The 22,528-nt window shown below is 73.0% G+C and carries 18 protein-coding genes and 1 pseudogene; 4 read left to right on the top strand and 15 right to left on the bottom strand.

All coding sequences use genetic code 11. The features are described 5' to 3' along the window. Nucleotides 1–93: 93 nt before the first annotated feature. From ACIGXW_RS15230 to ACIGXW_RS15220, 3 genes are all read left to right on the top strand, one after another. Nucleotides 94–453: a hypothetical protein gene (locus tag ACIGXW_RS15230; RefSeq protein WP_399573382.1), complete on the top strand. Its 360-nt coding sequence runs from the start codon at nucleotides 94–96 to the stop codon at nucleotides 451–453. 34 nt (nucleotides 454–487) lie between these two features. Next, on the top strand, nucleotides 488–1,021 hold the full coding sequence (locus ACIGXW_RS15225) for a hypothetical protein (RefSeq protein WP_399573381.1): 534 nt from the start codon (nucleotides 488–490) through the stop codon (nucleotides 1,019–1,021). 420 nt (nucleotides 1,022–1,441) lie between these two features. After that, the gene (locus ACIGXW_RS15220; protein WP_399573380.1) at nucleotides 1,442–3,022 is read left to right on the top strand and encodes a TROVE domain-containing protein; all 1,581 of its coding nucleotides are present in this window, start codon (nucleotides 1,442–1,444) and stop codon (nucleotides 3,020–3,022) included. A gap of 61 nt (nucleotides 3,023–3,083) precedes the next feature. Here ACIGXW_RS15220 and ACIGXW_RS15215 read toward each other — a convergent pair whose 3' ends face one another. From ACIGXW_RS15215 to ACIGXW_RS15200, 4 genes are all read right to left on the bottom strand, one after another. After that, nucleotides 3,084–4,193: a tetratricopeptide repeat protein gene (locus ACIGXW_RS15215; RefSeq protein WP_399573379.1), complete on the bottom strand. Its 1,110-nt coding sequence runs from the start codon at nucleotides 4,191–4,193 to the stop codon at nucleotides 3,084–3,086. Next, nucleotides 4,190–5,503, bottom strand: a complete 1,314-nt coding sequence (locus tag ACIGXW_RS15210) for an AAA family ATPase (protein WP_399573378.1) — start codon at nucleotides 5,501–5,503, stop codon at nucleotides 4,190–4,192. The genes ACIGXW_RS15215 and ACIGXW_RS15210 overlap by 4 nt, the downstream gene beginning before the upstream one ends. A gap of 94 nt (nucleotides 5,504–5,597) precedes the next feature. Beyond that, nucleotides 5,598–6,425: an alpha/beta fold hydrolase gene (locus ACIGXW_RS15205; protein ID WP_399573377.1), complete on the bottom strand. Its 828-nt coding sequence runs from the start codon at nucleotides 6,423–6,425 to the stop codon at nucleotides 5,598–5,600. A gap of 192 nt (nucleotides 6,426–6,617) precedes the next feature. After that, nucleotides 6,618–7,244 (bottom strand): LysE family translocator, encoded by a 627-nt coding sequence (locus tag ACIGXW_RS15200; RefSeq protein WP_399573376.1) that lies wholly within the window; start codon nucleotides 7,242–7,244, stop codon nucleotides 6,618–6,620. 109 nt (nucleotides 7,245–7,353) lie between these two features. On the opposite strand from ACIGXW_RS15200, the gene ACIGXW_RS15195 reads away from it, so the two are divergent. Next, a complete protein-coding gene (locus ACIGXW_RS15195) occupies nucleotides 7,354–8,328 on the top strand; it encodes a LysR family transcriptional regulator (protein WP_399573375.1) in 975 nt (324 codons plus the stop codon). Here the strand turns inward: ACIGXW_RS15195 and ACIGXW_RS15190 are convergent. From ACIGXW_RS15190 to ACIGXW_RS15140, 11 genes and pseudogenes are all read right to left on the bottom strand, one after another. Beyond that, nucleotides 8,311–8,832 carry an SDR family oxidoreductase gene (locus ACIGXW_RS15190; protein ID WP_399573374.1) on the bottom strand — a complete coding sequence of 174 codons (522 nt, stop codon included), beginning with the start codon at nucleotides 8,830–8,832 and terminating at the stop codon, nucleotides 8,311–8,313. The genes ACIGXW_RS15195 and ACIGXW_RS15190 overlap by 18 nt on opposite strands. A gap of 16 nt (nucleotides 8,833–8,848) precedes the next feature. Next, nucleotides 8,849–9,056, bottom strand: a pseudogene (locus ACIGXW_RS15185) (GNAT family N-acetyltransferase); the annotation flags it as partial. Nucleotides 9,057–9,110: 54 nt separating this feature from the next. Beyond that, nucleotides 9,111–9,395, bottom strand: coding sequence for an acyl carrier protein (locus ACIGXW_RS15180; protein WP_399573373.1), 285 nt, complete (start codon nucleotides 9,393–9,395; stop codon nucleotides 9,111–9,113). Beyond that, nucleotides 9,392–10,390 carry a beta-ketoacyl synthase N-terminal-like domain-containing protein gene (locus ACIGXW_RS15175; protein ID WP_399573372.1) on the bottom strand — a complete coding sequence of 333 codons (999 nt, stop codon included), beginning with the start codon at nucleotides 10,388–10,390 and terminating at the stop codon, nucleotides 9,392–9,394. The genes ACIGXW_RS15180 and ACIGXW_RS15175 overlap by 4 nt, the downstream gene beginning before the upstream one ends. Then, entirely contained in the window at nucleotides 10,387–11,559 is a 1,173-nt protein-coding gene (locus ACIGXW_RS15170; protein WP_399573371.1) for a beta-ketoacyl-[acyl-carrier-protein] synthase family protein, read from the bottom strand. The genes ACIGXW_RS15175 and ACIGXW_RS15170 overlap by 4 nt, the downstream gene beginning before the upstream one ends. After that, nucleotides 11,556–12,563, bottom strand: a complete 1,008-nt coding sequence (locus ACIGXW_RS15165; RefSeq protein WP_399573370.1) for a beta-ketoacyl synthase N-terminal-like domain-containing protein — start codon at nucleotides 12,561–12,563, stop codon at nucleotides 11,556–11,558. The genes ACIGXW_RS15170 and ACIGXW_RS15165 overlap by 4 nt, the downstream gene beginning before the upstream one ends. Next, the gene (locus tag ACIGXW_RS15160) at nucleotides 12,560–13,699 is read right to left on the bottom strand and encodes a beta-ketoacyl synthase N-terminal-like domain-containing protein (protein ID WP_399573369.1); all 1,140 of its coding nucleotides are present in this window, start codon (nucleotides 13,697–13,699) and stop codon (nucleotides 12,560–12,562) included. The genes ACIGXW_RS15165 and ACIGXW_RS15160 overlap by 4 nt, the downstream gene beginning before the upstream one ends. 8 nt (nucleotides 13,700–13,707) lie before the next feature. Further along, complete coding sequence (locus ACIGXW_RS15155) at nucleotides 13,708–16,269, bottom strand: type I polyketide synthase (RefSeq protein WP_399573368.1); 2,562 nt, start codon at nucleotides 16,267–16,269, stop codon at nucleotides 13,708–13,710. Further along, nucleotides 16,266–17,432, bottom strand: a complete 1,167-nt coding sequence (locus tag ACIGXW_RS15150; RefSeq protein ID WP_399573367.1) for an OzmP — start codon at nucleotides 17,430–17,432, stop codon at nucleotides 16,266–16,268. The genes ACIGXW_RS15155 and ACIGXW_RS15150 overlap by 4 nt, the downstream gene beginning before the upstream one ends. A 54-nt stretch (nucleotides 17,433–17,486) precedes the next feature. Beyond that, nucleotides 17,487–20,963 carry an amino acid adenylation domain-containing protein gene (locus ACIGXW_RS15145; protein WP_399573366.1) on the bottom strand — a complete coding sequence of 1,159 codons (3,477 nt, stop codon included), beginning with the start codon at nucleotides 20,961–20,963 and terminating at the stop codon, nucleotides 17,487–17,489. After that, nucleotides 20,963–22,528, bottom strand: coding sequence for a succinic semialdehyde dehydrogenase (locus tag ACIGXW_RS15140; protein WP_399573365.1), 1,566 nt, complete (start codon nucleotides 22,526–22,528; stop codon nucleotides 20,963–20,965). The genes ACIGXW_RS15145 and ACIGXW_RS15140 overlap by 1 nt, the downstream gene beginning before the upstream one ends.

Genomic DNA, 22,528 nt, shown 5'->3' with positions numbered 1-22,528 from the left:
GCGGCCCGGACGGCGGTCCGTGACGTCGCGGCCCCGCTGGAAGCGGAGATCACTGGCACCGACCGCGCCGCCTCTCTGTCGCTGGTCGCGGTCGTGCCGCTTGTGGAAGGCTTCCCGCCCCGGTCCTCGTTGACGGAACTGGCCAACTCGGTGGCTTGTCCGGAGGCGGTGACGAGCGTCCGGCCGTTGAAGCCGCCCTCGCGCTGGGCCGATGAGCTGGGGCGGGCCATCGACGGGACGGCAGGGCCGGTCGCCTTCGGCGGCCGGCCGGCACCGGGCCGCCCCGGAGCGCTCGCCGTGGCCGGGGCCGTCGAGCGGCATCTGGGCAGTGTGCGCATGGCCGCAGAGGTCGTTGTCGCCGAAGGCGATGGATGTCCGGCGACCTGGCGCAAGAGCTTCGTGCTCGTCACGCGGTCGCACATCGCTCTGCTCATGCTGAGCGTCGACGACTGAAATGTGAAAGCCCGGACAAGAGGAGGGTCGCGTCATGAGCGAAGGCGCACCGGTTTTCTACATCTTCCTGGTGGCGGGGCATGACGCGTGCACGCGGATGGCCGCGGCGCTGGCGGAGATCTTCGCCGTGCCGGTCCACGACGTCGAGCTGTACGACGGTGACGACGTGACCGGCATGCAGGACTGCCGCTGGGACGCCCCCGTGCTCTGCGGCTACCAGCGGCGCAAGGGGGACCTGGACTGGGCGTTCGACGTCGGCCTCGCGAAAGAGGTGTCCTACCGCCCGGCCGAGCAGGATCTCGCCGTGCTCCTCGCCCGCACCATGGGCGTTCCTCTCCTCTTCTCCGGCGATGTGCACCTGCCCTGGATCTGGCAGGTCGCGACGGCGAACGGCGAGGTGGCGTACGCGCGCCTCGACGAGCCGGAGGAGGTGGGGGAGGGGCTGAAGATCCCGGCGGTGGAGATCGCGGTTCCACAGTTCCCGAACGCCGACGTCCTCGTCTTTCCGGAACTCGACCGACCGCCCGCGGTGAAAAACCCTTGGTGCCCTCGGCCCCCATCCCCCTAGAGTGATCGATATCCAGGTGCGAAGGCGGGACCTACTTCGACTCCACATCGGGAGGTCGCGGGTTCGAGTCCCGCCGCCGGTACTCATGCCGGCGTAGCTCAGGGGATAGAGCGCCTCGTCGGTTCCGCCGCCTTGATCTCTGGACATCGGCTTCACGCACCTCCCGGTGCGCGGGCCACGGCTACTTCGTTGTGATCGAATTCCATGCCGTGGCCACTTTGAACTCGGGAGGCGCGGCATCGGGGCGTCCGGTGCGCAGGTGACGGTTACTTCATTGGACAGCGGGTCGCGGGTTCGAATCCCGTCCCAGCTATGGGCTGGTGTAGCTCAGCAGGCAGAGCAGCTGTATGTACCGTCGCCGACCTCGTGATCTCGGACGCCCCACGCCGTGCTTCCCCGAACGAATTCGGGGGAATTCACATGGCACGCTTCAACGTACGCGCGCCCAAGGCGGCCCGTCCCGCCTCGCCCGTGACCACGACCGGGCGCACCCGCACCCACCTCGGCGGCAAGGGGTACGTGCGGGACGACCGCTCCGAGCTGTTCCTGCTCGCGGTCGCCAACTTCGTCTCCCAGCAGACCTACCACGAAAGCGGCGCCGGCCGTGACGACCGCTTCGCCGCGCTCGTACGCAAGCTCGCCGTTGAGGACGCCGCCTGGACCGCCGGTCTCCTTCGATGGCTGCGCGGCGACGGCCGGATGCGCACCGCCTCCCTCGTCGGCGCCGCCGAGTACGTCAAGGCCCGGCTGGAAGCCGGCGCCACCGACGGTCCCACCAACCGCCAGGTCGTCGACTCCGTACTGCGCCGGGCCGACGAGCCCGGCGAGATGCTGGCCTACTGGACCTCCGCCTACGGCCGTAACGTGCCGAAGCCGGTCAAGCGGGGCATCGCCGATGCCGTGCGCCGCCTCTACACCGGCCGCAACCTCCTGAAGTACGACACCGCCTCCAAGGGCTACCGCTTCGGTGACGTCCTCAACCTCGTCCACCCCACGCCCGACCCGGACAAGCCGTGGCAGGGCGACCTCTTCCAGTACGCCCTGGACCGCCGCCACAACCCGGACAGCGCCACCCCGCCCGCCGCGGACCGCATCCTCACCGCGCACCGCGAGCTGATGGCCGTCCCCGTCGCCGAACGCCGCGCCCTGGTCACGGGGCCGGGCGGCGCCGAGCGGCTCGCCGCAGCGGGCATGACGTGGGAGGCGCTGGCGGGCTGGCTGCAGGGCCCGATGGACGCGGCGGCCTGGGAGGCCGTCATTCCCTCCATGGGGACCATGGCCCTGGTCCGCAACCTGCGGAACTTCGACGAGGCGGGCGTCCGCGACGAGGTCGCCCGGCAGGTGGCCGCCCGGATCGCCGATCCGGAAGAAGTCGCCCGGTCGGGGCAGTTCCCCTTCCGATACCTGGCCGCGTACCAGCACGCGCCCTCGCTGCGCTGGGCCTACCCGTTGGAGCAGGCCCTCGGCCACTCGCTGGCGAACGTGCCGGCACTGCCCGGCCGCACCCTGATCCTGGTGGACCGCTCGGGTTCCATGTGGTCGCCGCTGTCGGACCGGTCCGAGCTCAACCGCGCGGACGCCGCCGCGATCTTCGGCACGGCCGTGGCGATGCGCGCCGCCGACGCCGACCTGGTGGAGTTCGGCACGACCAGCGCGCCCGTGGCGTACCGCAGGGGCGAGTCGGTCCTCAAGGCGCTGGAGCGGTTCGGGAGCCTCGGCGGCACCGACACCACCGAGGCCGTGCGCCGGCACTACCGCGGCCACGACCGGGTCCTGATCGTCACCGACGAGCAGGCGTCCTACCACCGCGCGGGCGACCCGACCGAGCAGGTCCCGGCCCACATCCCGGTCTACACCTGGAACCTCGCCGGCTACCGTCCCGGCCACGGCCCGTCCGGGTCCGCCCATCGGCACACCTTCGGCGGGCTCACCGACGCGGCGTTCCGACTGGTGCCGTTGCTCGAAAGCGGCCGGGACGCCCGCTGGCCCTGGGAAGACTGAGCGGGCGGCGGTCGGACGAGCGCCCTGCCTCCGACCGCCTGCCTCGATGAGAGGCAGACCGCTATCCCTTCTCACGATTCTCACGACGCTCGTTCTGCTGCCGCCGCCAGGCGTTCCCGAACCACATGGCGAGCACCACCGGCACCGCGCCCACCAGGGCGATCGTCTGCTCGTACCCCCGGTCCGTCCACGGGACGAGCACCAGCACGAGCGCGCACAGCGTGCCCCACGCCGCCTGCGCGAGGGGCAGTCGCGAGGGCCAGTAGCGTCGCAGCAGCGACCACACGGTGTTGCGCGCGCCCCGGGGGAGCTTGCGGTACGCGAAGAACCAGGCGCCGAGGCCCCAGGTGACGCTCATCAGCACCAGGGACCACAACCGGGTGTCGAGCGGCACGGGCAGTTCCCTCGGGGCGTCGCCCGTCGGGAAGGCCCGTGACGTCAGGGCGGCGATCACGAGGCAGATCAGGGCGAACCAGCGGGTGCGGCGCAGCAGCCGGAGAACGACCACGTTGAGCTTGTGCTCGATGTAAGGGGAGTCCGGCTTGGCGCCGAGGGCGGCGCTGTACTCACCGGCCAGTTCGGGCAGCTTGATGCGCTGCGCGTCGCTGTGCAGCTCCGCGAGCTGGGCGCGGGCGTCGGCGTAGTCGGGGTCCAGGCGCAGGGCGTTGCGGAGCGCCTGCTCCCGGACGTCGAGGCGGCCGATCAGCTCTGCGGGGTGGGCCAGGTTGAAGTGCGCCGTGGGGTTCTCGGGGTCGAGCTCGACCACCTTGCGGTGGGCCTTGTAGCAGCCCTGATGGTCGCCGGTGAAGAGCAGACACCTGGCGAGCACGCTGTGCGCGGACGCCTCCTCGGGGCCTACCCGGACGGCCTCCCGGGCCGCCTCGAGCGCCTCGTCGACGCGCATGAAGAACGGCAGCAGGAAGGCCCGCCGCTCCCACGGGTACCAGCACTCGGGGTCGGCGGCTATGCCCTCGTCCGCCGCCTTCAGGGCGCCCTCGTGATCGCCGGCGCGGAAGCGGCAGTGCGCCAGGTGGGACCACGCCCAGGCGTCCCCGGGCGCATCCACCAGATACCGGGCCAGGAGCTCGGCGGCCTGGTCGAAGCGCCCGATGTCCATGAGGGCGCCGGCGCGTTCCTTGAGCTCCGTTCCGGTGCCCATGTTCGTGTTCACAGCATCTTCCGCTTCTTGAGGTAGACCAGGAGTTCGTCGTACGCCCCGCCTTCGTTGGCGAACTGGGCGACGTTGCGGGCCGAGGCGAACCACGGGCCGGTGGAGGGCCTTATCTGGCCGAGGACGGCCGTGAAGTCGGCCATCCCGATCATCCGGGCCTCGCCGCTCCGTACGGAGTCCATCAGCGCGCGCTCGGCCGCCGACTCGCACAGGTGCTGCAGGTCCGCGCCCGAGAGGCCATCGGTCCGCCTGGCCAGCTTGCCCAGGTCGATGCCGGCGACCGGCCGGTCCTTGAGGTGGTGGCGCAGGATCGCCTCACGGGCGGACTGGTCGGGCGGCAGCACGAGCAGCATCCGGTCCAGCCGGCCCGGGCGGCGCAGCGCGGTGTCCACGTCCCAGGGATGGTTGGTGGCGGCGAGGACGAACACGCCGTCGTCGGCCGAAGCGCTCACCCCGTCGAGCTCGGTGAGGAGCTGGTTGACGGTGGTGCGCATGCCGGTGTGGCGTACCTGGCTGCGCTTGGCGCCGAGGGCGTCGATCTCGTCGAGGAAGAGCACGCAGGGGGCGTTGCGTCGCGCGGTCTCGAAGAGCTGGCGGAGGTTGCGTTCGGAGTTGCCCATCCACATGTCGAGGACGTCGCTGATGCTGACGGACATGAAGCGGGCCCCGAGTTCGCCCGCGACCGCACGGGCGATGTAGGTCTTGCCGCAGCCGGGCGGACCGTACATGAGCAGTCCGCCGCGCAGGTTCTTGCCGTAGAGCTTGCGCAGTTCGGGGTTGCGCATCGGGGCGAGGAAGGCGGCCTCCAGGCGCTCCTTCACCTGGTCCATCCCTCCGACGTCGGCGAGGGTGAGGGAGCCGCTCTCGACGTCCCAGGGGGAGATGCCGTCGTCGTCCGGGCCGGTGGTCTCTCCTTCATGGGCCGGTACGGGTGCGGGATCCTCGTCCCGGGCCGACTGGACGAAGCGGGGCGGGACGACGCCCGACAGCTCGTCCTCAGCACGCCGCCAGTCGTAGCCACCGGAACCGCCGGGAGCGGCATCGGGGCCGGGGGCGGGTGCGCAGTCCTGCTCCTGTACGTGCGGGGCCGCCGGCACGGCGGCCTGCGGCGCGACGGCCCGGGCCATCAGCGCCTGCGCCTCGGCGTTGCCCGGCTCGCGCTGAAGAGCCGCGGCGACCTGGACGATCCCCTCGTTCCGCTGCTCCTGCCCGAGCAGGAGCTCGGCGAAGTGCAGGCGCAGGGGCACGTCGTCGGGGGCGGCGTCCACGGCCGCGCGCAGGCTTTTGATGAGGGGGGACTCGTCAGGCATGGGCAAAGGTTAGTGCGAAGCGCTTCGGGCCTCGGATTCGTGGGCACCCGAGATGATCAATGCAGTCTCGGCACGGCCGTACAAGACGAGCTCCTCATCTTGACGGCTTCCGGATATGCCTCGGCCTTCTCGTGTTCGGCGAGCGCGCGGTGGTGAGGAAGTCCAGGACGAGGGGGCTGGCGTGGGTGCGGAACTCCTCGAAGTAGGCGTGCCGGGCTCCGGGAATCAGGTGCAGTCGGGCGTCGGGGATGCGGTCGGCGAGCAGGGGTGCGTTGGCGGTGGGGTTGAGCAGGTCGTCGCTCCCGTGGACGACCAGGGTGGGTGCGCTGATGTCCGGCAGGAGGTCCCAAGCGTTGTGCCGGTTACTGGCCGTGAGGTGCCGGCGTCGAGCGTGGGCGGGCATGCCGGGATCGCCGAGGGTGTGGTGTGGGCCGGGATGGGAGGCGAGCCATCGAGGGGTGTACATCAGCTCCAGCAGGGCCTGTCGCGCGGCTCCGGGCTGAGGTTGCGCCAGGGCTTGGCGGACGTCGTTGCCGCGTTCGACGCTGTGCGGTCCGCCGGGTGAGGTGCAGCCGAGAACCAGGGCGCCCACCCGGTGGGGGTGGCGGCCCGCGAGTTGCTGGGCCACCCGTCCGCCCATGGACGTGCCGTAGACGTCGGCCCGGTCGATGCCGAGTTCGTCGAGGACGGCGATGACGTCCTGGGCGAACAGTTCGGTGCTGTAAGGGGTGTCGGGCTTGTCGCTGTCGCCGGTGCCGCGGTAGTCGAGCGTGAGGGTGCTGCGCGCGGGATGGAAGTCGGCACGAACCACATCCCACCAGTGGTGGTTGCTGGCCTGGCCCGCCAGCAGGACCAACGGCGCCCCCTGGCCCTGGAGCTGGTAGGCGATGCGGGTTCCGTCCGGTGTCATAGCGTACGTCATCGGCTTCCTCGCTCCCGTGCCGTCGGGCAGAGTACCCGCGTGGCCCCGGGCCTGAGCGGACGGCGAAGCCGGGGCGATCATTTCGGGTGCTTCGTCGCCACCGGTCATGCAGGGCAACCTCATGGCTGCCGGTACACAAGGGCGGCGGATGGCCCGCGCGGTCGGGCGCTGGAAGAAGTACCGGCCCGGCCCTCAGACACCGGCTGCCACCGCAGCGCCCAGTCCCAGCAGGACGACGCCGGTGGTCACGCCGAGTCCCCGCAGGACGGTCGGCTTCGACACCAGGTCGCGCCCTCGGCTGACGGCCCAGGTGAGCAACATGTACCAGGAGGCGCTGACGAGCGCCCACACGACTCCCAGGGCGACGGTCGACAGGAACACCGGTCCCTTCGCGGTCACGAACTGGGGCAGCACCGAGATGGCGAACACGCCCGCCTTGGGGTTGCCGAGGTTGGTGCTCAGGCCGATGAGATATCCGCTAGCGAAGCCGGTGCCGCGCTCGCCCTTGTCGGTCGGGGTGGTGGAGACGGTGGTGTTGATCGTGGTCCGAAGCGTCTTCACCCCGAGGTACATCAGCACGATGCCGCCTGCGATCCGGAGCGCCGTGTACGCGGTGGGGCTGGCCAGCAGGACGGCGGACAGACCGGCTGCGGCGGCCGTGGACCACAGCAGGAAGCCGGTGGCATTGCCCGCGAGCGTGCCTTGGAGCGTACGTTGGCCGCCTTCCAGAACCTGCCGGATCATCAGGGCTGCACTCGCGCCTGGCAGCATCGCCAGCAGCAAGGTGGTGGCGATGAAAACGGGTACATGCGTGGGCATGGGAAAGAACCCCTCCCGGGGATTGCGGCCGATGGGTGCACCACCAGGCTTCCTCTCCCGTACTCATAAGAGAAGTTAAAAGAGAAGGGTGCAGCGTTAGGATTAGTGAATGGTGGTGGACCCGGGACAGCTCCGGCTTCTCGCGTTGATCGAGCGGCACGGCTCCTTGACGGCGGCGGCTCACGCCCTACGACTCACGCCCGCGGCGGTCACACAGCAGGTGGTCAAGGCCGAGCGCGACTGGCAGGTGCCCCTGGTCATCCGTGGTCCTCGCGGGGCAACGCTCACCGCGGCCGGTGCGCTGCTCGCCTCCCACGGTCGAACCGTGGAGGAGGCGTCGGACAAGGCCGAGGCGCAACTGGCCGCACTGCTCGGCCACCTCTCCCTACGGCTGCGGATCGGAACGTTCCAGGCGGCTGCCCTGCACCTGCTGCCACCCGCCCTGACGGCCCTGCGGCACCGTCATCCGGACGCCGACGTCTCGGTCGTGGACGTGGTGTCCGGACGCGGAGCGGACGAGATCAGCGCCGGGCGCCTCGACGTGGCCATCGTCGCGTCCTGGGGCACGCCGCTCGCGCCGCCCCCACACATACGGGCCCACTCGCTCCTGTTGGACCCGATGGTCGTGGTTCTCCCCGACGACCATCCACTGGCCACCGGGCAGCCCGCGGACAACGAACTTCACCTGGAACAACTGCGCGACGAATCGTGGGTCTCCATCCTGGCCGGCCATGCCGCCCGTGAACAATTCCACGACGCTGCCCGCGAGGCCGGCTTCACTCCCACCGTGCGGTTCGAGACCGAGTCCTACGATGTCGCCCAGGCCCTCGTCGGCACGGGCATCGCAGTGGCCCTGGTCTCGCGCCTGGCCCTGGCCCATGCGCCTGGCACCACCCACCGCGAACTGGCCCACCCCAGGCCCTACCGCCAGCTCTACGCCGTGACCAAAACAGACGCCAGCCTCACACCACTCGCACACATGCTCATCGACCTCCTACGCGATGTCGCCCGCGACATCACCGTCGCCTGGGAGGCTCCCCTGCAAGAGAAACAACGCTCATCGAACTCACCGCACGGAGCCTGAAAAGCCCCCGGTTCCGAATCGATACCGCCTGGTCCGGAGCGGCCGGCCCCGCTCCGACCGTCCATCGACGCCGGTAGAACAGGTCCTGGTTCGCTGAGTTCCGGGGCGCAGGATCGTCCACGCGAGGCCGGAGTCCTGGACGACCTGCTCGCCGTGGCGGTGGCCGGAGCTCAGCGGGTCGGTGGCGCCGTGGGTGACGCCGCTGGTGGAGAGCTTGACCAGGTGCTGGACGCCGGCTGCGCGGGCGGCGGCGACGAGGGTGCGCTCCTGGACCGGGCCCTCGGGTCCGTAACCCGGCGGGACGACGAAGACGCGGTCGATGCCGTCCAGCGCGGCGGGGAGCGTCTCGGGCTTGTCGAAGTCGCCGGCGACGACGTCGACACCGGAGGGGAGGCCGGACTTCTCGGGTGTACGGGTCGTGGCCCGCACGGGTACGCCATCGGCGGCGAGCCGTGCGACGAGTTCGCTGCCGACGTTGCCGGTGGCACCGGCGACCAGAATCATGCGTGGATCTCCTTTTAATGGCGAACCGCAGTTCCGGCCGCTCCCATGCGACCTTTGGGCGGCGACGGAGCAACCGTCCCCACCCGCTCGGCGCCCAGGCGGCGGTAGAACTTCTCGGCCGGGGGATGAGAGACCACACGCACGTCGCTCGCCCCGGCCTTCCCGGCCTGGCCGATCATCTGCTCCACCAAGAGGCGACCGACCCCCATCCCCTGGGCGTCATCTGTTGGGCGGAACCGTCCGCCTGCCGGAACGCCCGGGATGTTTCCCGCCCTCGTTCAGCCGGAGGCCGAGCCGCTGCCCCCGTTCCCCGAAGCGGCCTTCTCGGTCAGCATCGTGTGCGCGGCGCGCAAGGTCGTGGCGGCGCGCAGGTCCTCTTCGGTGACGTGGACGCCGTACTGCTCCTCGAGGGCGATCTGCATCTCCAGGGCGAGGAGGGAGTCGGCGCCCAGGTCATTGACGAAGTGGGCGTCGTCGGTGACCTCCTCCGGATCGAGTTCGAGGGTCTCGGCGATGGTCAGGCGCAGCTTCTCCAGGTCGATGACGACGCTGTCGGGGTTCATCGGTCCTCCCGGGTGTGGTGGGTGGTGGGGTGAGGGCGCACCAGCGTCAGGGCGCAGGTGCCCTCCGGGCTGGTGGTGGCCACGAGGCGGGGCGGGCCCTGGCCGGTGAGTGCGTGGATGACGTGCAGGAAGGGCAGGAGCGTGCCGGCGGCTGCCGGTACGGCGCGGGTGCGGGCGCCCACGTCACGCAGGTGCGCGGCGAGGGCGGTGCCCACCGGGCAGGTGTCGGTGACCAGGTGGACGGGTGGGGGGCCGTCATGGCCCTGGGGGGCGAGGAGGCGGGTGAGGGCATCGTCGACGGTGCGCCGGGCGACGGTCCGTGACGCGTCGGCGGGGAGGAAGAAGACGACGGTGCGACAGGTGCCGTATGCGGTGGCGCCGCGTGCGGCGGCCTGGGCGGAGGGCTCGAGCACCAGCACGGCCGCGCCCGCCTCGAGCACGCCGCGGCCGGGGGCGTGCCGGGGCGGCGGGGCCTCGGTGGAAGCGGCCAGGAACACGTCGGAGCGGCCGGCGACGACCGCGCGGGCCCCGGCGCCCAGCGCTTCCAGGGCGGCTGTGCGGGGAGAGGTCAGGGTGAGGTTCCAGCCCTTGACCCCGTGGTCCATCGCGACCCGGCCGGCGAGGGTGTTGATGGAGAAGTACGGGGCGGTCGCCGGGCCGAGCCGGGCGGCGCCGGGGCCGCTGATCGTCTCGTCCATGGCGTCGATGAGGGTGGCGATCCCGTTGTTGGTGCCGACGGCCATGCCGCGCCGTGTCTCGGGCACGCCCTGCCAGAGGTCCCCGGCGTCGGAGAGGGCCCTGCGGGTGGCGGCGAGAAGGTAGCGGCACGAGGGCGGGACGTACTTGTAGCCGCGGGGCCCGAGTTCGGCCGCGACGTCGAACCACGAGTCGGTGGGGTCGGGCCGTCCGTCGTCGTCCAGAGCGAGCCGGGACGGGTCGTTCCCCCAGGGGCTGACGATGCCGATGCCCGTTACGACCAGCGCGTCGGCGCTCATGCCCCGTGTCCTTCCACGTGTCCATCCGCGGGCCCTTCAAGGACCAGTGACACGTTGTTGCCCCCGAACGCGAACGCGTTGACCATGACATGTCGGCCGGTCAGCGGTATGGGCCCGCCCTGCGGCAGCCTGACGGGGCACTGCGGATCCTGGTCGGCGCCGAGCGGCAGGTTGGGCGGTACGGTGCGGTGGTCGAGGATGAGCGCACCGGTGAGGGCGCCCAGCGCTCCGGCGGCCCCAGCGGTGTGGCCGATGAGAGCCTTGAGGCTGTAGAGGGGCGGCGCCGGGCCGTCACCGAAGATGGCTCCCAGCGCCTCGCTCTCCACCACGTCGTTGAGGCGGGTTCCGGTGCCGTGCGGTACGACGCAGCCCACCGATGACGCGGCGGCGCCGGCGTCGTGGAGCGCGTCGGTCATGGCCCGCCGGATCTGGGCACCCTGCGGATCGGGCGCCGTGAGGTGGTGCGCGTCGCAGCTCCAGCCGGAGCCGGCCAGCGTGGCGTAGCGGCGTACCGCACCGCGGGCACGGGCGTGTTCGGCCGATTCCAGGACGAGGACGGCGGCGCCCTCGCCGAAGACCGTGCCGCCGCGCTCGCGGTGGAAGGGACGGCAGGCGTGCGGGTCGACGGCGCCCATGCGGTTGAAACAGCCGAGCGCGACCCGGCTGTACGCCTCGGCGCCGCCGGCCACCACGACGTCGGCCTCCCCGGACCGGATCGTGTCCGCGGCGATGCCGAGGGCGAAGCCGCCGGCCGCGCACGCGTTGCTGACGCTCGTCGCGCCGCCGCTCGCGCCGAGGTCGGCGCTGACCGCGGCGGCCACGGTGAAGGGGGGCGTGCAGGGGCGGGCGGGGTCCAGCGGCCGTTCCCACTCGTCGGCGTTGCCGCCGCCGGTGCCGATGACCACGTGAGCGCGCGCGAGCTGCCGGGAGTTCAGCCGGGCGTCGGCGACCGCCTCCCGGGCCGCGGCCAGGGCCAGGCGGGTGGCCCTGCCGTCGGGCCCGGGTTCGGCGGGGGCCATGTGGATCAGCGGAAGCGGCATCCGGGCGCCGGGGTCGTCGGCGCGCGCCGGGAGGCTGTCCGGGGCGGCGCACAGCGCGCGCCACATGGCCGTCACCCCCGCACCGAGGCAGGAGACCGCTCCCGCCCCGGTGATCAGGACCTGCGTCATCCGTCTCCTTGTGCTGCGTCGTCGAACGGTGCGGTGGTGAGCAGGACGGCGGCCGCGGCGTCGTCCGCGGGCCCGCCGCCGGCCGCGGCGAGGGCGGGGCCCGGGGGAGCGGCCGCGGCATCGAGCCAGGCGGTCGCCGCTACGCACTGGAACACTCCGAATGCGCCGGAGGCCGACGGCAGCGTGCGGCCGAGGTCGAGGACGGCGGTCGCGGGCAGGCCCGGTGGCCCGGCGTCACGTCGAGTGCCGGGACCGCCGGCTTCCGGCGGCAGCCACAGCCCCACCTTGCCGTCGCGGGCCGCCCCGGAGGCCGTGGCCGCCGCGACGGCCGCGGCCACGTCCCGCCGCCGCGCGTACCCCGTGACCGCCGTACGGGCGCGGCGGCCGCGTGCGGCCGCGGCCGCCCGGGTCTCCAGGACGAGCGCCGCCGCGCCGTCCAGCGGCACCGGCCCCCGCGCCGGCCGCCGTACCACGGGGTCGGCGGGTTCCACGCCGATGACGAGGACATGCCGGGCCCGCCCGGCGGCCAGGGCGAGGGCGGCCCAGCCGACCGCGTCGAGCCCCGAGGTGGCGCCGTTGCACAGCATGAGGTTGGCGCCGCGCAGCCCGAAGCGGATGGCCACGCTGGAGGCGGTGGCGTTGCTGCAGGCGTTGGGCAGGTCCATGGTGCGCAGGCCGGCGGGGCCCTCGTGGTCGAGTGTCCCGGCCACCCGGCAGACCGTCTCCAGGGTCCCCAGGTTGGAGCTGATGACGGTGCCCACCGTCATCCCGGGCACCGTGAGAGCGCCGTCGTCGAGCAGTCCGGCGTCGGTCAGCGCGGCCTCGCCCGCCAGCAGGGCGAGCCGGGTCGCACGGTCCTTGAAGCGTGACTCCCGCTCGTAGGGCGGCCACGGCCCCGCTTTCGACGGGGGACCAGGAGCGGGCCCGAACAGGTCCGCGGCGCACCGTGCGCCGCGGAGCGCGACGCCGGTCCCGGTCACGACCGGGTCGGCCGGGCGGGTCATGCCGCCCTCCCCACGATCGCCACGGCGTGAACCCCGCCGAAGCCGAAGGAGTTCACCTGCGCGACCTGCCCGACCTGCCCGAGCCGCGCTTCTTCTCCCTCCACCCGGCATCCGGTGCTGAACCGCAGCCCCGCCGCCTCCTCGATCGGCTCGCGCAGGCCCACCACGGGTGGCACGCGCGCGGTGCGCAGGCACTCGGTGGCGAGCACGGTGGACAGCAGCCCGGAACAGCCGGAGGCGTGGCCGGTCATCCCCTCGACGGCGCAGATCAGCGGGCCGCCGCTCCGCCCGAACACCCGGGCCAGGGCCTGCGCCTCGGCCCGGTCGTTGAGGGGCGCGCCCGTGCCCTGGGCATGGACGAGGCCGATCTCGCCGGGCGTGACGCCGGCGCGCTCGTGGGCCTGCCGCTGGGCGCTGACGAGCCCGTCCGGGTCCGGTGTGGTGACGTGGCCCGCGTCGCAGTGCAGGCCGACGGAGCGCAGCACCGCCCGGGCCGGGCCGGCGCCGGGGCGGCGCAGGACGACGGCGGCGGCGCCGTCGCCGAGCAACTGGCCGGCACTGCGGCGGTCGAAGGGGCGGACCTCGCGGGGAGCGCCGGGCTGGACCCGGTCGAGGAGGGCGTACATACCGGCCGTGATGGTGTCGGCGCCCGCCACCACCACCGTCTCCGCACGGTCGGCGGCGAGCAGGTCGGTGGCCAGGGCCAGCGCGTACAGGGAGGCGGAGCAGGCGCCGGCGAAGGTGTGGGTGTCACAGGCCCCGAACCGGTCACGCAGCGCACGGCCGAAGTGCGGATCGGGCGGGCTCGGGCTGCCGGCCAGCCAGTCGCGTTCCACCGCACGCAGGTTGCGCAGTCCGCTGCCGACCAGGACCGGGACCCCGGAGAGGTCCTCCGGCAGCGAGGCCTGTGCGAGGGCCTCCGCGACGGCCCGGCACAGCCAGGCCGCGGGCTGCTGCGGAGGGTCGCTGACCTCGAAGGCGTGCCGGGTGCGCAGCCGGGTGGTGTCGAAGGCCCGCACCCCGGCCGGTGCGCCGCGGCCCGCGCACAGGGCCTCGAAGACCTCGGCGGTGCCGGCGCCGACGCTGGTCACCAATCCGGTTCCGGTGATCGGCCAGCCCGTTGCGGTCTGCGTCACGGTCTCCCTCATCGCGTCCGCCAGGATGCGGCCACCTGGTCGGCCAGCTCGCGGAGGGTGGGCGGGTCGCCGAACGAGGAGGTCAGGGAGCAGCCGAGCGCCGTGCCCAGGGTGGCGACGATGTCGATGAGGATGAGGGAGTCGGCGCCGAGCCGGAAGAGGTCGTCGTCCACGCCGGGCAGCCGGCCGTCCTCCGGTTCGAGCAGGCGGGCGGCCTGGTGGCGCAGGAACTCCTGCAGGATCGCACCGCGTTCGTCCGGGTCCGCCTCCTCGACGCGGCGGCGCAGGTCGTCGGGGCGGGCGGCGGGCCCGGTGCGCCGGGAGGCCGGCTCGACCCAGTGGCGTCGCCGCTCGTAGGGGTACGTGGGCAGGGGCACCCGGCGCCGTCGCCCGGGCCCGAACCACTGCTCCCAGCGGACGTCGGCGCCGTGCGTCCAGGCACGGGCCAGGGCGTCGAGCAGGACTTCGGTGACCGTCCGGCAGGCACCTTCGGACACCCCGAACGGCAGAGGGACCATCCCGGCGTCCTTCAGCAGAGCCTCCGTCGCCTGCTGATCCCCCTGCTGGTCACCCCGCGCCGCGTCCGGCCGCGTCCAGGTGCCCGGGTCGGTCGCCCGGTGCGACGGCAGCCAGCCCTCCCCGAGGCTCACCGGCAGACCCGGCGTGCCGCCGCACGGCACGACGGTGGCCCTCCCGGTGACCAGCGACAGGGCGTCGCCCGGCCCGAACACCCCGGCCAGGCACCCGGCGACGATGCGCCCGCTCCCTCGGCCCACGACCGCGTGCGGGCGCACACCCCACTCCTGGCACACCCGGGCCAGCGCGTACGGCACGACGAAGGCCGCCGAGTCGCGGTCCGCGAGCAGGGCGGCGGCGTCCGTCCGCAGCTCCTCCGCGCAGGCGTCGACCACGTCGCGGAACGCCGCCAGCTCCTCGTACGACTCGGCGGCGCCCGGCATGTCCGCGACGTCCGCGACGTCGGGCAGCACGAAGGCGAACCCTGCCGGGGGTTCGTCGGCCTGCCCGGTCCGTACCCGTTCGGGGTCCAGGATGGCCAGGCCGAGGGCCGCGTCACCGGTGTCGGTGCAGACCACGGCCCGTCGGTGCGCGTGGTGCCGGCGGCCCGCGGCCAGGGTGTGCGCGACCGCGTCGAGGTCCAGACCCGGGCGACGGCGCAGGTGACGGGCCAGGTCACCGGTGGCGCGGGCCAGTGCCTCGGGGGTGCGTGCGGAGAGCAGCAGCGGCTCGGCCGCCCGTGCCGCGGGACCGGGCCCGGGGGCGGGCGGCTCCTCAAGGACGACATGGGCGTTGGTGCCGCCGACGCCGAACGAGCTGACGCCCGCCCGCCGTGGCCCGTCCCCGTCCGGCCAGGGCACGGTGGCGGCGCCGACGCGGAAGGGGCCCGCGGCGAAGTCGATGTCCGGGTTGGGGGTACGGAAGTGAAGGCTGGGCACGAAGGTGCGGTGCCGCAGCATCAGCACCGCCTTGATCAGGCCCGCCATGCCGGCGGCCGCGTCGAGGTGGCCCACGTTGGTCTTGACCGAGCCCAGCACGGTACGGCCGGCTCCGGTCGGGCCGAACGCCCGGTTGAGGGCGCTCACTTCGATGGGGTCGCCCAGGGGGGTGCCGGTGCCGTGCGCCTCGACGTAGCCGATGGTCTCCGGCGGGCAGCCGGCGACGCGCTGGGCCTCGCGGACGGTCGCGGCCTGCCGCTCGACGCTCGGGGCGGTGAACCCCGCCTTGGCCGAGCCGTCGTTGGTCACCGCCGTCCCCTTGATCACGGCATGCACGGTGTCGCCGTCCGCCAGGGCGTCGGCCAGCGGCTTGAGGACGACGACACCGACCCCGCTGCCGAGCACCGTGCCGCGGGCGTCGGCGTCGAAGGCGCGGCAGTGCCCGTCCGGCGAGAAGATCATCCCTTCCTGGTGGAGGTGCCCCTCGTCCTGCGGCATCCGCAGATGCACGGCACCGGCCAGGGCCGTCCCGCATTCACCGGACAGCAGGCTCAGGCAGGCCAGGTGCACGGCGACCAGGGAAGTGGAACAGGCCGTGCCGACGCTGACGCCCGGCCCGCGCAGGTCGAGCTTGTAGCAGACACGGGTGGCCAGATAGTCCTTGTCGTTGGCGAGCATGAGCCGGTAGCGGCCGAGCGAGGAACCGGCGGTGTAACGGTCGGAGAGGTTGCCCGGCAGGTAGGTGTTCATGCCGGCACCGGCGAAGACGCCGATCTCGCCGGGGTGGGTGCCCGGGTCGTACCCGGCGTCCTCCAGGGCGGCCAGCGCGCACTGCAGGAAGTGCCGGTGCTGCGGGTCGAGCATCTCCGCCTCGTCCTCCGGGATCCCGAAGTGGGCGGCGTCGAACAGCTCGATGCCCTCGATGCCCTGCACCGCCCGGACGAAGCCGGGGCGCGCGAGCTCGGCCGGATCGGCCCCGGCGCTCAGCAGCTCCTCCTCGGCGGGGAAGCGCACCGCCTCCCGGCCCTCCCGCAGCAGCTCCCAGAACGCCTCCACGGTGGAGGCCCCCGGGAACCGGCAGGCCATTCCGATGATCGCGACGTCGCAGTCCGTCATGTCCCCGTCCCGTTGCTCCGCGTCCCGTTGCTCCGCAAGGTGATGCCCAGCTCCGCCGCCGTCTCGCGCATGGCGAGGAACCCCTGGGCCACGAAGCGCGCCGCTTCCTCCGAGGCGTCCAACCTCCGGAAGACATCGATGAGTTCGCGTTCCTGCGCCGCCGGGTCACCGCGGTTGCCCGCGATGTCGAGCACGACCCACTTCAGCCGCTCCTCGATCGACGGGAGATCGGCGGCGCGCGGGAAGGCGATGCTGAAGGTGGAACGGCGGTGATTCGCGTCCCTACGCACCGAACGCCGGTGACTGGCCGCGTTGAGCTTGTAGAACATGCAGTCCCAATTCACGAACGAGTAGTAATTCAGCAGCGGGAAGAGGGTGCAGTGCGTCTCCATCGGCGACGAGGTGTACAGCCCCTTCGCCTTGAGCTCGGCGACGATGCGGTCCGGGTCGTACGCGTAGCGCATGGCGATGAACGGAAAGACGATCCGCGGCAGCTCCTCCTCGTCGGCGAAGAGCACCTCCTCCAGCTCGCCGCGGAACAACTCACCGGTCAGCCGCCGCCCGAAGGTCCGGTAGAAGCCCCGCACCACCTCGCGGGTGTCCGACTCCATGGTCAGGATCTGCTGCGGGTCGGCGCACAGCACGATGTAGGGGATGCGGTGCCGGAAGGCGTGGAGAATGGCCCGGATGACGAAGAAGGAGCGGCAGGAGACGCACGGCAGCTTCTCGTCCAGATAGGTGCCGGGCTTGGCGGGGGTGCGGTTGAAGACCTCCCGCATCATCGCCTTGATGTTGTCGTCGTCGGAGTCCAGGACGAACGTGGCGGGGATCCGCTCCCTGGCAAGCCGGATGTTCTCGGCGGCGTGCGCGCTCTCGAAAGGCACGTCGAAGGTGTAGGCGAGCACGCGTTTGCCGTATTCGTTGACGAACTTGTCCAGCATGTAGGTGCTGTCCTTGCCGCCGCTGTACATGAACAGGCAGTCGTGGTCCGCGCGCGGATCGGGACTGCTGCGGGTGAATTCCTCGAAGATCCGCCGGGTGTAGGCGAAGTTCTCCATCAGGTCCCCGGCGACGTCGAGTTTGCACAGGCTGCACACTCCGTCATCGCCGAGAGTGACCCCGGGATGGCTGTCCTTCAGAGCGCAGACGGTGCATATGGGCATGCGCTTCTCCTCTTCCGTTTCCTGTTCCTTTCCTGCACGGCCGGTCGGTGCGGCTCAGCCGCGGCGCCGTCTGCGGAGCTCGCTCAGTGCGCCCCGGGCCGGCACCGCTCTGCGGGACGCGACCGGGGTCGGTGTCGGTGTCGGTGTCGGTGTCGGTGTCGGGGCCGGGGGTTCCGGGCGAAGGGTCAATGAGCGGGCCATGGAGCGGATCGTCGGGTGCGTGAACATCTCCACCCGGGTCAGCGGGAGCCGGGCCCGGGTGCGCAGCCGGGCCATGACGCGCATCAGCAGCAGCGAATTACCTCCCACCTCGAAGAAGTTGTCCTCCACGCCCACCTGGTCGAGCCGGAGCACCTCGCGCCAGATCTCGGCGATGGCCTGCTCGGTGCGGCCGGCCGCCGCAGCCACGTCGTCGGTCCTCACCGCCCGGGGGGAGGGGAGGGCGCTCCGGGCGGTCTTGCCGTTGGCGGTGCGCGGGATGCGCTCGAGCGTCACGAAGAGGGAGGGGATCATGTAGCCGGGCAGTACGGCACCCAGGTGCTCGCGCAGCCGGGCCGGTGCGGCGGGGGCCCCGCACGGCACCACGTACCCCACGAGCCGGTCCTCGCGCACGGCGACCACCGCGTCGGCGACCGACGGATGGGTGCGCAGCGCCGTCTCGACCTCGCCCGGCTCGATGCGGTGGCCGTGCAGCTTGATCTGGCTGTCGGTCCGTCCCAGGTACTCCAGGTGCCCGCCCGGCAGTTGACGGACCACGTCTCCGGTGCGGTAGAGGCGTTCAGCCGCGTCGGCAGTGGTCACGAACCGCTCGGCCGTGGTCTCCGGCCTGTTCAGATAGCCGGAGGCGAGCCCTTCTCCGCTGATGTGGAGCTCGCCCGGGATGCCGGGCGGCAGCGGCCGCCCGCGCGCGTCCAGTACGTGGAAGCGGGTGTTGGCGATGGGCCGGCCGATCACGGGAGGCCGGTCCGGCAGCACTTCGGCGACCGCCGACCAGATGGTGGTCTCGGTGGGCCCGTACATGTTCCACAGCCGGCCACCGCGACGCAGCAAGTCGGCCGCGAGGTCGGGCGGCAGTGCCTCGCCTCCGCACAGCATCCGCAGCGGGGCATCCTCGGGCTGTCCCTGCCAGCCCGCCTCGAGCAGCATCCGCCACGTTGCCGGGGTGGCCTGCATGACGGTCGGGCGGCGGCTCTCCAGCAGCCGGCGCAGGCGGAAGCCGTCGGCCGCGACCTCGGCCGGGGCGAGTTCGACCTGCCCGCCGACGGCCAGCGGAACGTACAGCTCCAGGCCGGCGATGTCGAAGCAGACGGTGGTGACGGCCAGCAGCCGGTCCCGGTCGGTGAACCCGGGGTCGAGAGCCATCGCGCACACGAAGTTGGTCAAAGCGCGGTGGCTGATCCGGACGCCCTTGGGCCGGCCGGTGGAGCCCGAGGTGTAGACGACGTAGACGTCGGCGTCGTCCGGTACGTCCGTACCGTGCACGGGCTCGGCCGCCTCGATCGCGGCCCGGTCGCGGTCCACCAGCACCGTGCCGGTGCGCGGCAGTGCGCCGGCGAGGCCGGAGGAGGTGACCACCAGCGTCAGGGCGGCATCGCTGATCACGTCGGCGACGCGCTGCGGCGGGTAGAGGGGATCTAACGGCACGTAGGCGGCCCCGGACTTCATGATGCCGAGGAGAGCCACCACCAGGTCGGCCGAACGCTCCAGACAGACCCCCACCCTGCGCCCCGGTCCCACGCCCCGGTCGCGCAGGTGCCCGGCCAGGGCCGAGGAGCGCCGGTCCAGTTCGCCGTGGTGCGTCGTCCCCCGCTCGTCCACCACCGCGGGGGCGTCGGGGCTCAGCCGGGCGCGACGGGCGACGAGCCGGTGGACGGGGGTGGCGAGCGGGAAGTCGGCGGCGGTGTCGTTCCAGGCGGCCATGGCACGCCGGTCCTCCTCGGTGCCCAGCGGCACGCGGGCCGGGTCGGCGTCCGGCGCCTGGGCGAGGGCGCGCAGGTACGCCGCCGCGTATCCGGCGGGCGGCCCGTCCGCGGTGGTTGCCCACCGGCAGTCCCCCTTCCCGCGGGGAATCCCGATCCACAGCGCGGTGCCGGGAGGCGGCGGCGCCGACTCGTCGCCGTCGGTGAACTCCACGGTGACGGGCAGAGCGCCGTCGGCACCCCGGCCCCGAAGCCGCGGGTAGCGCGTCCACACGTCCCGGGCGAAGCGGCCGCGCCCGGTCGCCTCCCGCAGCCCCCGGGCCACCTCGGCGCGCAGCCGCGCGAAGCCCCGCCCGCCCAGGCGGGGTACGCGCAGCGGCACCCAGTCCGCGTAGAGCGCGTCGACCACCGGATGGCCGCCCTCCGGCACCGGCAGACGCAGCCGTACGTCCGTGCCCGGCGCCACTCCCACACGCACCAGAAAGGCCAGGAACGCCGCCAGCAGCCACTCCGCCCCCTCCGCCCCGTCCGGCACCGGGATGCGGGCGGGCTCCGGGGCGGGCCCGGTCTCCGACCGGTACGGCAGGTCCCCCGGCGTCGGATCCGCCAGCCGCCGGATCCAGAACGCTTCGCTCCGCAGGGCCTCGGCCTCGGCGCGCTGCGCGGCGTCCAGCAACTCCGGCCCGGGCACGGCGATCCGGGTCCGCGGCCGTACTCCGCGCTCTGCGAGTTCCCGGGCGCCGAGCGGTGTGCCGTGGGGTGTCGCGAGACGGGAGAGGCGTACGTCCTGCCCTGCCGTGGCGACCACGACGGAGCCGTCCTCCCCGACGGCCAGCACGGTGCCCGGAGGCCGTGCCGCGCTGCCGGGCAGCACGTCCAGCCGGCCTACGATCGCGGGCCGGTCGCCGACGACCGCCTTGGCGGTGCCGAAGGCGTTGGCGTGCGGGCCGAAGTCGGTGGCCCGCACGGCGGCCGCCAGCTCCTCGGCAGGGCGGTCCCAGCGCAGGAAACCTCCTCCCGGCGGGCGCTCGAAGCGGCCGTGGGAGCTACGTCGGGCCAGGTCCTGGGGCTGCCGGCGGATCCGGCCCCCTTCCAGGGCGTCGAGCAGTTCGGCGAAGGAGTCGACGCCCGCCTGGAGGCACTTGACGTTGAGGGTCTCGCTGGTCTCCCCCCGCTCCACCGGGACGGACCGGCTCGCCAACACGTCCCCGGCGTCGGCCTGTTCGGTCATCACATGCCAGGTGACGCCGTGCGTGCGCTCGCGGGCGAGCACCGCCCATGTGGTGGCGTACAGTCCGGCGTGGCGCGGCAGCGGCCCGTCGTGGAAATTGACGGGCAGTTCCCGCGGCAGGTCGAGCACCTGCGCGGGCAGCATGCGCAGGTTGGCGACGCTGAAGAGGTAGTCGAACGGCTCGGCCGAAAGGAACGCCACCAGGTCCGGCCCGAATCCGGTGGCCGGCAGGCCGGCGCTCTGTGCCCAGGCGCGGATGTCGGTGTCGGGCGAGACCACGCCGAGCACGCGGTGCCCCCGCTCCAGCAGCAGCTCCGCGCAGGAGACCACCATGGAGTTCTCGCCGACCAGGTGGCAGCCGAAGCGTCGTTCGCCGGTCATCACAGCCCCAGCCTGGCCATCGCCCTGCGCAGGGCGGTCAGCCGTGCGGCGTGGCGTTCGGCGCTCGTCCCCGGCCGGGGATCGAAGAGGTTCGCCCGGGTGTGGGCGACGACTTGGAGGTCCGTGTACTGCAGCAGGCCCTCGGCGCCGTGCCGGTAGCCCGTCCCGGAGTCCCTCCGGCCGCCGATGGGCGCGTCATAGCAGGCATGGGCCGTGCGGAAGCCCTCGTTGACGCTGACGGCGCCGGCATGGAGGCGGGCGGCGACCCTCGTGGCGTGGGCGGCGTCGCGGCTCCACACGCTGGCGGTCAGCCCGTACTGCCCTTCGTCGGCGAGGGCGACCGCTTCCTCGTCGTCGTGGAACGGGCCGACCGACACCACGGGGCCGAAGGTCTCCTCTTCGTGCACGGTCATCCCGGTGCTCACGTCCGCCAGTACGGTCGGCTCGTGGAACAGTGGCCCGATGTCCGGGCGCGGGCGCCCGCCGCACAGCACCCGAGCGCCCTTGGCCACGGCCTGGTCGATGTGTGCGGTGACCCGTTCGAGCTGGGCCCGGGTGGTGAGCGAGCCCATGCCGGCGCTGAAGTCGAAGGCGGGGGAGAGGCGCAGCGCGGTGGTGTGCGCGACGAAGCGTTCGACGAACCGGTCGTGCAGCGCCTCGTGGACGAGGATCCGCTCGACGGACATGCACAGTTGTCCGGCGCTGGTGAAGCAGGCCCGTACCGCTCCGGCGGCCGCCCGTTCGACGTCGGCGTCGGCGAGCACCAGCATCGGGTTCTTGCCGCCGAGTTCCAGCATGCTGCCGATGAGCCGGCCGCCCGCCATGCGGCCCAGCGTGCGCCCGGACGCGGTGGAGCCGGTGAAGGCCAGGTGATCGGCCTGCTCCAGCAGGGCCGGACCGATGTCCGCGGGGTCGCCCACGACGACCTGCCACACGTCCCGGGGAAGGCCCGCCTCCACGCACAGCTCCCGCGCCCACAGCGCGGTGCACGCGGCCTGCGTGTCCGCCTTGTGCACCACGGCGTTGCCCGCGAGCAGGGCGGGAACGACGTCGGCCACGACCAGACTGAGCGGATAGTTCCAGGGGGTGATGACGGCCACGACGCCCTTGGGGTGGCGCAGCACGCGGACCGCGGTCACCAGCGGCAGCGCACCGGCCCGGCGGCGCGGGGCGAGCAGGGCGGGGGCGCGTCGCGCGCAGTAGTGGCAGACCCCGGCCGCGTCGGCCACCTCCTCGAAGGCGTGGGCGCGGGCCTTGCCGGTCTCCCACTGGATGAGGTCGAGGGCCTCGCGCTGCCGGTCGAGCAGCAGGTCGTGCAGCCGGCCCAGGATCCGGGCCCGGACGCGGGGCTCCCGTGCGGCCCAGGCGTGCTGCGCCGCGCGGGCCCGGTCGTGGGCGAAGGACACGTCGGCGCGCGTGGAGGAGGGCAGACGGGCGATGACGTCGAGGGTGAACGGCGCCCGGGGAGCGAGGACGGGGCCGGTTCCGGCCAGCGTCGCGGCCAGCCGCCCCGTGGTGGAGGACAGGGCCGGTGCGGGCCCCGGGCGGCGCGTTGCTGCTGTCAT

Source organism: Streptomyces sp. NPDC053079 (assembly GCF_044546695.1).
Taxonomy (GTDB): domain Bacteria; phylum Actinomycetota; class Actinomycetes; order Streptomycetales; family Streptomycetaceae; genus Streptomyces.
The sequence above is the reverse complement of the archived record's forward strand: the minus strand, read 5'-3'. Positions and strand labels throughout refer to the sequence as shown.